Genomic DNA, 266 nt, shown 5'->3' with positions numbered 1-266 from the left:
CGACAAGTTCAGGCGCGCCGCCGCCCGCCCGAAATGGCGCGTCTCGGCAAGCGTCACGAAATAGCGCAGCGGCTTGATGTCGATCACGTGTCCACCTGAGTTAACTGACGATGCATAAAAGGTATCGTCCAGCGTAAAAAACAGTATTTGATTGTATCAACGCAAGTCACTACGCTGACGGGTTGCCCTCTCACACGCCGTATAGCTCGCGCGTTTCCCACCGATGTTAGCCACCCTCGAGATCCTGCTTCCCGTTTTCGGCCTCA

General features: G+C 56.0%; 1 protein-coding gene. It reads right to left on the bottom strand.

From position 1 onward, the window contains the following. The coding region (locus SB822_RS57795; protein ID WP_410859199.1) for a LysR family transcriptional regulator at positions 1–87 on the bottom strand (87 nt) is incomplete at its 3' end. Positions 88–266: the final 179 nt, after the last annotated feature.

This window comes from Paraburkholderia sp. SIMBA_054 (assembly GCF_046534875.1).
GTDB classification, from domain to species: domain Bacteria; phylum Pseudomonadota; class Gammaproteobacteria; order Burkholderiales; family Burkholderiaceae; genus Paraburkholderia; species Paraburkholderia hospita.
The sequence above is the reverse complement of the archived record's forward strand: the minus strand, read 5'-3'. Positions and strand labels throughout refer to the sequence as shown.